At 69.7% G+C, this 6,296-nt stretch carries 7 protein-coding genes; 5 read left to right on the forward strand and 2 right to left on the reverse strand.

Features of this window, described 5'->3' with window-relative positions:
• Window positions 1-171: 171 nt before the first annotated feature.
• Both AC07DC_RS41905 and AC07DC_RS41910 read left to right on the forward strand, forming a co-directional pair.
• The gene (locus tag AC07DC_RS41905; protein WP_478920231.1) at window positions 172-417 is read left to right on the forward strand and encodes a hypothetical protein; all 246 of its coding nucleotides are present in this window, start codon (window positions 172-174) and stop codon (window positions 415-417) included.
• A gap of 7 nt (window positions 418-424) precedes the next feature.
• Window positions 425-649, forward strand: coding sequence for a LexA family protein (locus AC07DC_RS41910; protein WP_478920233.1), 225 nt, complete (start codon window positions 425-427; stop codon window positions 647-649).
• Between the two features lie 596 nt (window positions 650-1,245).
• Here AC07DC_RS41910 and AC07DC_RS41915 read toward each other — a convergent pair.
• Window positions 1,246-2,037 carry an ATP synthase F0 subunit B gene (locus AC07DC_RS41915; protein ID WP_478920234.1) on the reverse strand — a complete coding sequence of 264 codons (792 nt, stop codon included), beginning with the start codon at window positions 2,035-2,037 and terminating at the stop codon, window positions 1,246-1,248.
• Between the two features lie 202 nt (window positions 2,038-2,239).
• On the opposite strand from AC07DC_RS41915, the gene AC07DC_RS41920 reads away from it, so the two are divergent.
• Window positions 2,240-2,476 carry a hypothetical protein gene (locus AC07DC_RS41920; RefSeq protein WP_478920235.1) on the forward strand — a complete coding sequence of 79 codons (237 nt, stop codon included), beginning with the start codon at window positions 2,240-2,242 and terminating at the stop codon, window positions 2,474-2,476.
• A gap of 340 nt (window positions 2,477-2,816) precedes the next feature.
• On the opposite strand, the gene AC07DC_RS41925 is transcribed toward AC07DC_RS41920, so the two are convergent.
• Window positions 2,817-3,983, reverse strand: a complete 1,167-nt coding sequence (locus AC07DC_RS41925; protein WP_478920237.1) for a site-specific integrase — start codon at window positions 3,981-3,983, stop codon at window positions 2,817-2,819.
• Window positions 3,984-4,178: 195 nt separating this feature from the next.
• Here AC07DC_RS41925 and AC07DC_RS41930 point away from each other — a divergent pair, with 195 nt between their 5' ends.
• Complete coding sequence (locus AC07DC_RS41930) at window positions 4,179-4,505, forward strand: hypothetical protein (RefSeq protein WP_478920238.1); 327 nt, start codon at window positions 4,179-4,181, stop codon at window positions 4,503-4,505.
• A gap of 274 nt (window positions 4,506-4,779) precedes the next feature.
• Complete coding sequence (locus AC07DC_RS41935; RefSeq protein ID WP_478920239.1) at window positions 4,780-6,093, forward strand: MalY/PatB family protein; 1,314 nt, start codon at window positions 4,780-4,782, stop codon at window positions 6,091-6,093.
• Window positions 6,094-6,296 lie beyond the last annotated feature (203 nt).

Genomic DNA, 6,296 nt, shown 5'->3' on the forward strand with positions numbered 1-6,296 from the left:
CCATGTAACCGGGCCGGGGGGTTTTGGTCGGTGGCCCGCCGGGGGGGCCAACCGGCGTGGTGGGGGCGGGTCGGCGTTTAACGTTGCGGTTAACCGGCCACCCCGACCACAGCCAGCAAATCACCCGTACGTGCGCTGCACCATAATTCGAACACGTGCTTGAATCAGAGGATGATGTACTCCTTCCCCGACGACCTCGTGCAGGCTCAGCGCGCGTGGTACGCGGCGTACGGGCAGCTCGCCGTCCGCCCGTCGCCCAGCACTGCGGCGCAGACCACCGTGCTCCGTCGGCAACTGACCCGGCTCTCGGTCCGGATCTCCACTCACCCGTACTGGGCTACGCACCCGGGACGGGTGCCGGCGGCACGCATGGCGCTGCGCGAGCTAGCCCGCGACCCCGCCCTCACCATCCGATGAAGTCCACATGAGCGAGTCCGAGTTCCTGACCGCCCGGCAGGGGCAGATTCTTGACGTCATCCGGGAGTGGTCCGATCTCAACGGCTATCCACCGTCTATCCGGGAGATCGGCGACGCTGTGGGCCTGCGCAGCCCCTCCAGCGTCTCCCACCACCTGGCGGCGCTGGAGCAGATCGGCGTCCTTGCTCGCGAGCCCGGCCGCCACCGGTCCTATCAGGTGCGTCTGCCGTGATCGAAGCTGCAGGAGACCAAGACGTTCCGCTGGGCGCCCGGCAGAACGCACCCGATGGACCGTTCGAGGTCCGGGCTCAGCTAACCCCGAATGCGGCGGTTGTGGGCGTCTGGATCAGCCGAGAGACCGCTGTCCGCAAGCGGGCGGAATGGGCCGCGTTGTACGGCAGCGCGGTCGTGGTCATGACCGAGAGTTCATCGGCCACAGTCACCTAAGAGACCAGGTCCTGGTGCGCCGGTGACTGCCCTGACCGGGCCGGGTCAGCCGACTGGGCACGGTGAGGCCCCGGTCTCCTCTCTGACCCACGGCGCCGGTCCGTCCGAACAGCGGTTCCGGCACCGCGCGGGCCAGCAGCTCCTGAGCCTGCGTCGATGGACGCCAAACCGAACGGCAGCCGGAGGGAGCGTCAGGCGGCTGCCCCGCGGCCGGGGACGCAGACCAGGGGCAGGTGGGTTGACGTGCACCGCCGTGGCTCCGGTTCTACTTTTCAGCCCGCATTTGAGGGCCTTCGCCAAGAAGCCGGCGACCGCTCTGCCGATCCGATGCCGGCGACCCGCTGTCCTGCAGTACAGCCTCGCGGGCGGCTCCGGGGCGAACTACAAAGCGTCCTCAATCACTCCGAGATATATCGCCATCTTCTTGAGGGAACCCATGGATGCCGGTCTCTGCGCGGTCGAGCTTGTTGTCTCCGATGCCGGGTCCGAGGAGCTGGCTGCGCGTGTGGGGGGGACGTCCGGCGCGGCTTCTCCCTCGTGCCTGGCTTTCCCGGGGATGTGGACAGCACCCATCTCCGCCTGGGAGGTGGACCTCGCCTTTGGCTTGGCCTGCTCTTCGGCTTCCTTGCGGGCAGCCTGGAGGATGCGTGCCGCCTCGTCACGGGCGTCCGCCCGCAGGGTTTCGGCTTCGCCCTCGGCGTCGGTATGTATCCGTTCGGCTTCCTGGTGGGCGGCGGCGCGGATGGTTTCGGCGTCCCGCAGGGCCTGGTCGAGGGCTTCCTGCGCGCTGGCACGCACACGCTTCCAGGGGATCTGGGCCTGCCGCTGCAGGAGTTTGACGTGCTGCCACCGGGTGCGCCAGGCGTCGAGGAGTTCCGGGCGGACCCGGTAGGCGGTCGGGTCGTCGGGGGGTGACGGTAGCGCGTTGCTGACGACGCGGACGAATTCCAGCAGCGACTCCAGGGAGGGCAGCCGCTTTCCGGACAAGGTCTCGTTGAGGCCGGCCTTGGTCAGCTTGGGGCGGACGGAGGCCCGGGCGAGGGTGGCGTAGGAGGGTGCGCCGAAGGCGATGTGCAGTCGGTTCAGCTCGGTGGTGAAGTCGCGCATCGCCGCCTCGTACGCGGCGATGGCCGCCGCGTCTGCCGGATCCGCCTCGGTATTGCTCTGAGTCACCGGGTCCCCCTGTCCTGTTACGGCAACCACGCTAGAGGGGCTGGCATTTGAACGTCCATGGAATGTGCCGAACGTTCCTGAACGGGCGGGCCGTTCGGCGCCATGACGGTCTCGTACAGCGGGGGGCGGGTGGTGTCCGGGTACATGCGGGGCCGTACGGATCACTAGGTGCAACAGGGGCAGCGGCGGTCTGCTGGAGGGCATGGCAGACATCGACACCACCTCCCAAGTCCCCGAGCCCGACCCGCGCCGCGCCACCGGCGCCCCGGCCCTGTCCTCCGAGCGGGAGTCGGCGCGTCACCGGGCGCTCGACCTCGTTGTCCTGGTGGCCCTGCTGGGCCTGTGTGCGGGGGTGTACCTCGCGGTCGGGGACGCGGGCTTTTCCGTGGTCGTCACGGCGGTCGCCGGGCTGTTCGGCACCTGGCGGATGCGGCGCTGAGGGTGCCGGTAAAAACCCCATCCTGATCACCGCCGTTTGCGGCTAGTCACAGAGTTCTTACCGGCACCCTAACCAGATCGCGCTTGGGCCCAATCGGCAGTGCGGGCTCAGTGATGCCTCCGTGCTTCCTCATCAGGAAAGACTCCGACTTCTGTGAGGGACGCGCAGGGGACCGTTCTAAGGCCCGGAGGGTCCGCAACCGATGCACGGCCCACGACAGGACCGCAACGACGAGTCCCGCGAGGATGTTCTCCAGGAAGGTCATGAGAACACGAATTCAGCGGTCGACTAGCGGATGAACGGAAGTGAACACCCGCCCCGCCCGATCAACTCCAGCTACCTACAGCCCAATCCCCTCGGTCGCGGCGTCCTCCCATTTCTCGCCCTCGTCCACGTACTCCCAGAACACTGGGGAGTTGGCGGACCACCCGCCCTGTGCCCGCAGCTTCTCGGCGCGCTTGCCCTTCTTGCGGCCGCTGGTGACCAGTCCTCGGCGCCCGGAGTGGCCGGTGATCCGCCGTCCGGTCAGGCCCGCGTACTGGGCGGCGCGGGACATCGCGCGGCCGCAGCCGTCCGGCGACAGCCGCTGGTCACCGAGCTCGCCCCACTGGGAGACCGGCAGGTACGCCGGGCCGCCCGGGGCGGCCAGGTACGCCGGGCCGCCCGGGGCGGCGCCGGCGGCGAGCTTGGCGGCCTGCCACGCGATCCAGCAGCGCACCGGGCAGGTGGCCCGGTTCTCGCCGTACGCGACGACGACGTCGCGGGCCGGGCGCCCCTTCACGCTGGGCACGTGCACCTCCAGCCCCTCGGCGACGAGCTGGATGTCCGGGTCGTCCAGCTCGCTCATCTCCTCGTTGCGCCCGGCGACGCCGAACCGGAGGCTGTTGAGGGACTGGTCCCGCAGCCGGGCCAGCTCCGGCACCACGTACGTGCGGCGGCGCCGGGCGCCGGGCTGCGGCGACCGCTCGCGCGGGGCGTCGGCCATCTTCCGCAGGTCGTCCGGCGTGGCGGCCGCCGCCTTGCCGCGGCCTCGTTGCTGCCGTTCCTTGTCCAGCTTGAGCGGCTTCAACGTCCGCCGGGCGGACTCGGTCGCCTCCTTGGGCACGGTGAAACGGCGGCGGGCCTCGGAGGTGACGCCGGTGATGCGCCGTTCGATGGTGTTCGGTGCGGCGAGCTCCACCTCGTCCAGCCACGTCACGAAGGCGACCATGGTGCCGATGGTGACCTTGCTGAGCGGGAGCTGGGTGCCGGTCCGCGCGGCCAGCCACGCGTGGAACAGGACCCACAGCTCCCAGTCTCGGGCGTAGCCGGTGCGGGTCTTCTTCGGTCGGATCCGGTTCAGGTGTTCGTTGGCGTCCTCGTCCAGCGCTTTGAGGACGGCGGCCGCCGGGTCGTGCACGGCGACCGCGCCGGCGCCGGCGCCGGGGGCGTCGGCGTCGACCAGCTCGGCGTCGACCACCTCCACCGGCTCCAGCGCGGTCCCGTACTCGTCCTCGACGGCGGTCACTGCGGCACCTCCACGTCGTCGACCAGGGTGCGCAGCCGGATGGCGGCGTTAGCGAGCCGTTCCGTCTCGATGTGCTCAGGCTGGGCTGTCACAGGTCCATCCTTGCGGGGTGAGGGTTCGAGTGACCTACAGTCACCCGGCCGGACGCCATGGTCTGCACGGCCGGGTGGGGCGCGGCCCGGTCAGTTGCCGGCGATGGTGCTGCGTACTGGCGCGGTGGCCAGCCGCGACAACCGCGCCTACCTGCGAAGGCGTGGCATCAAGGCCACCATCGCGAAGCCCGACGACCAACGGGCCCACCGCCGGCGACGGGGACGTTCCGGGGGCCGGTCCCCGGCCTTCGACAAGGTCCAGTACCGCCGCCGCAACGCGGTCGAGCGGTGCGTGAACAAGTGGAAGCAGTTCCGAGCCGTAGCCACCCGGTATGACAATCGTGACTACATCTTCAACGGCACCCTGACCGTCACCGCGATCGTCATCTGGCTCGGCGACACCGTCCAAGAGCCATCAGAAACGGCCTAGTGGTCCGGCCCGTCGGCGGCCGCGGTCACCCCACTCCCACTGGTCGTCACCGCGTCCGTGCTCGGGCCAGCCCCGGTTCCCTGGGGACCGGTGACACCCCCGACTCCACCATCCATCACGTGCGCCCCTCCCCCATCCTCCGTGCACGGTGACACCAACGTATCTGGACCGGGCCGTCCCCCTGCAGCCAAGTCGTGTCGTTGCACTCCCGATTTCGTGCGGACCCGGCCTCGCTGCCTCACGGAGCTTGCGCGGAAATCGAGATGACGGTCCAATGCTGAGGGTGACTTCTGTTGATGGGCGCGACCCCGAGGGGCCCGACGCCGAGGCCGGTGAAGTGGCGAACCCTCTTGAGGAGCTGTCGCTCGACCAGCTCCGTCAGCGCAAGAGCATGAAATGGCGCGCGCATCCTTCGGACGTGCTCCCCTTGTGGGTGGCGGAGATGGATGTCCCGCTCGCGTCGGCGGTCGCCCAGGCGCTGCGGGAGGCCGTCGAGACCGGCGACACCGGATATCCCGCCGGGACGGAGTTCGCCGAGTCCCTGGCGGGCTTCGCCTCACGGCGCTGGAAGTGGGACGCGGTGGCGGTCGACCGCGTGGCCATGATCCCGGACGTGATGATGGGCGCGGTGCAGGTACTGCGGCTGATCACCAGCCCCGGCGACCCGGTCGTCGTCAACGCGCCGGTCTACGCCCCGTTCTACGCCTTCGTCACGCATGACGACCGCCGGGTCCTGGAAGCTCCCCTCGGGGGGGATCTGCGAATCAGCCTGGAAACACTGGAGGAGACGTTCCGGCGTGCCCGGCAGCAGAGCGGCAAGGGCAAGATCGCCTATCTGCTCAGCAACCCGCACAACCCGACCGGCACCGTTCACACTCGCGAAGAACTCACCGGCGTGGCGGCGCTGGCCCGCCGGTACGGAGTCCGTGTCGTGGCGGACGAGGTGCACGCCCCGCTCGTGCTGCCGGGCGCCACGTTCACCCCCTACCTGAGCGTCGACGGCGCCGAAGACGCCTTCTCGCTCATGTCCGCGACCAAGGGCTGGAACCTCGCCGGGATCAAGGCGGCGCTCGCCGTCGCGGGACCGGAAGCCGCCACCGACCTGCGCCGCCTACCCGAGGAGGTCCACCACGGCGCCAGCCACCTGGGCGTCCTCGCCCACACGGCGGCATTCCGCCACGGCGACCGGTGGCTCGACGCGCTGCTGGCGGGCCTCGACGCCAACCGCACCCTGCTGGACGAGCTCATCGCCGAACACCTGCCAGACGTCGGATACACCAGACCGGAGGGAACCTACCTCGCCTGGCTCGACTGCCATCCCCTCGGCCTCGCCCCGGAAGAAAGAACCACGGACCTCGCGGTCGTCACCGATCTTGCCGGTCCCGCGAAGGTGTTCCTGGAGCACGCCAAGGTGGCCCTGTCCGCGGGCCACATCTTCGGTACGGGCGGGGCCGGGCACGTACGCCTGAACTTCGCCACGTCCCAGTCCGTCCTCACCGAGGCGATCACCCGCATGGGACGCACCGCCGCCCTCCGGACTGTGGGCGTTTGGTCAGGTAGCGAGCAAGAGCGGCCCGAAGTGTCCTGACAACCCCGGCTCATCCTCTGATGGGGTGGCTGCCGGTCGGTGTGCAGTACAGGTCGGAGTACCGTCAGGGCGCTGGATTCGCACCTCTGGGGGACTGCATGACTACTTGATGTACCGCCGTGGCCCTGTCCGTTGTGCTCCTGCTGGCGGGGGCGGGCTGCTCCCCCAGCAAACCCTCAGCCGGCGGGACACGTGAGGCCGCG

This window comes from Streptomyces sp. NPDC045021, from assembly GCF_056432645.1.

Coding starts and splice junctions, on each gene's coding strand:
- AC07DC_RS41935 (WP_478920239.1), top strand. CDS start 4,780: ATGCTGAGGGTGACTTCTGTTGATGGGCGCGACCCCGAGGGGCCCGAC.
- AC07DC_RS41930 (WP_478920238.1), top strand. CDS start 4,179: ATGGTGCTGCGTACTGGCGCGGTGGCCAGCCGCGACAACCGCGCCTAC.
- AC07DC_RS41910 (WP_478920233.1), top strand. CDS start 425: ATGAGCGAGTCCGAGTTCCTGACCGCCCGGCAGGGGCAGATTCTTGAC.
- AC07DC_RS41905 (WP_478920231.1), top strand. CDS start 172: ATGATGTACTCCTTCCCCGACGACCTCGTGCAGGCTCAGCGCGCGTGG.
- AC07DC_RS41920 (WP_478920235.1), top strand. CDS start 2,240: ATGGCAGACATCGACACCACCTCCCAAGTCCCCGAGCCCGACCCGCGC.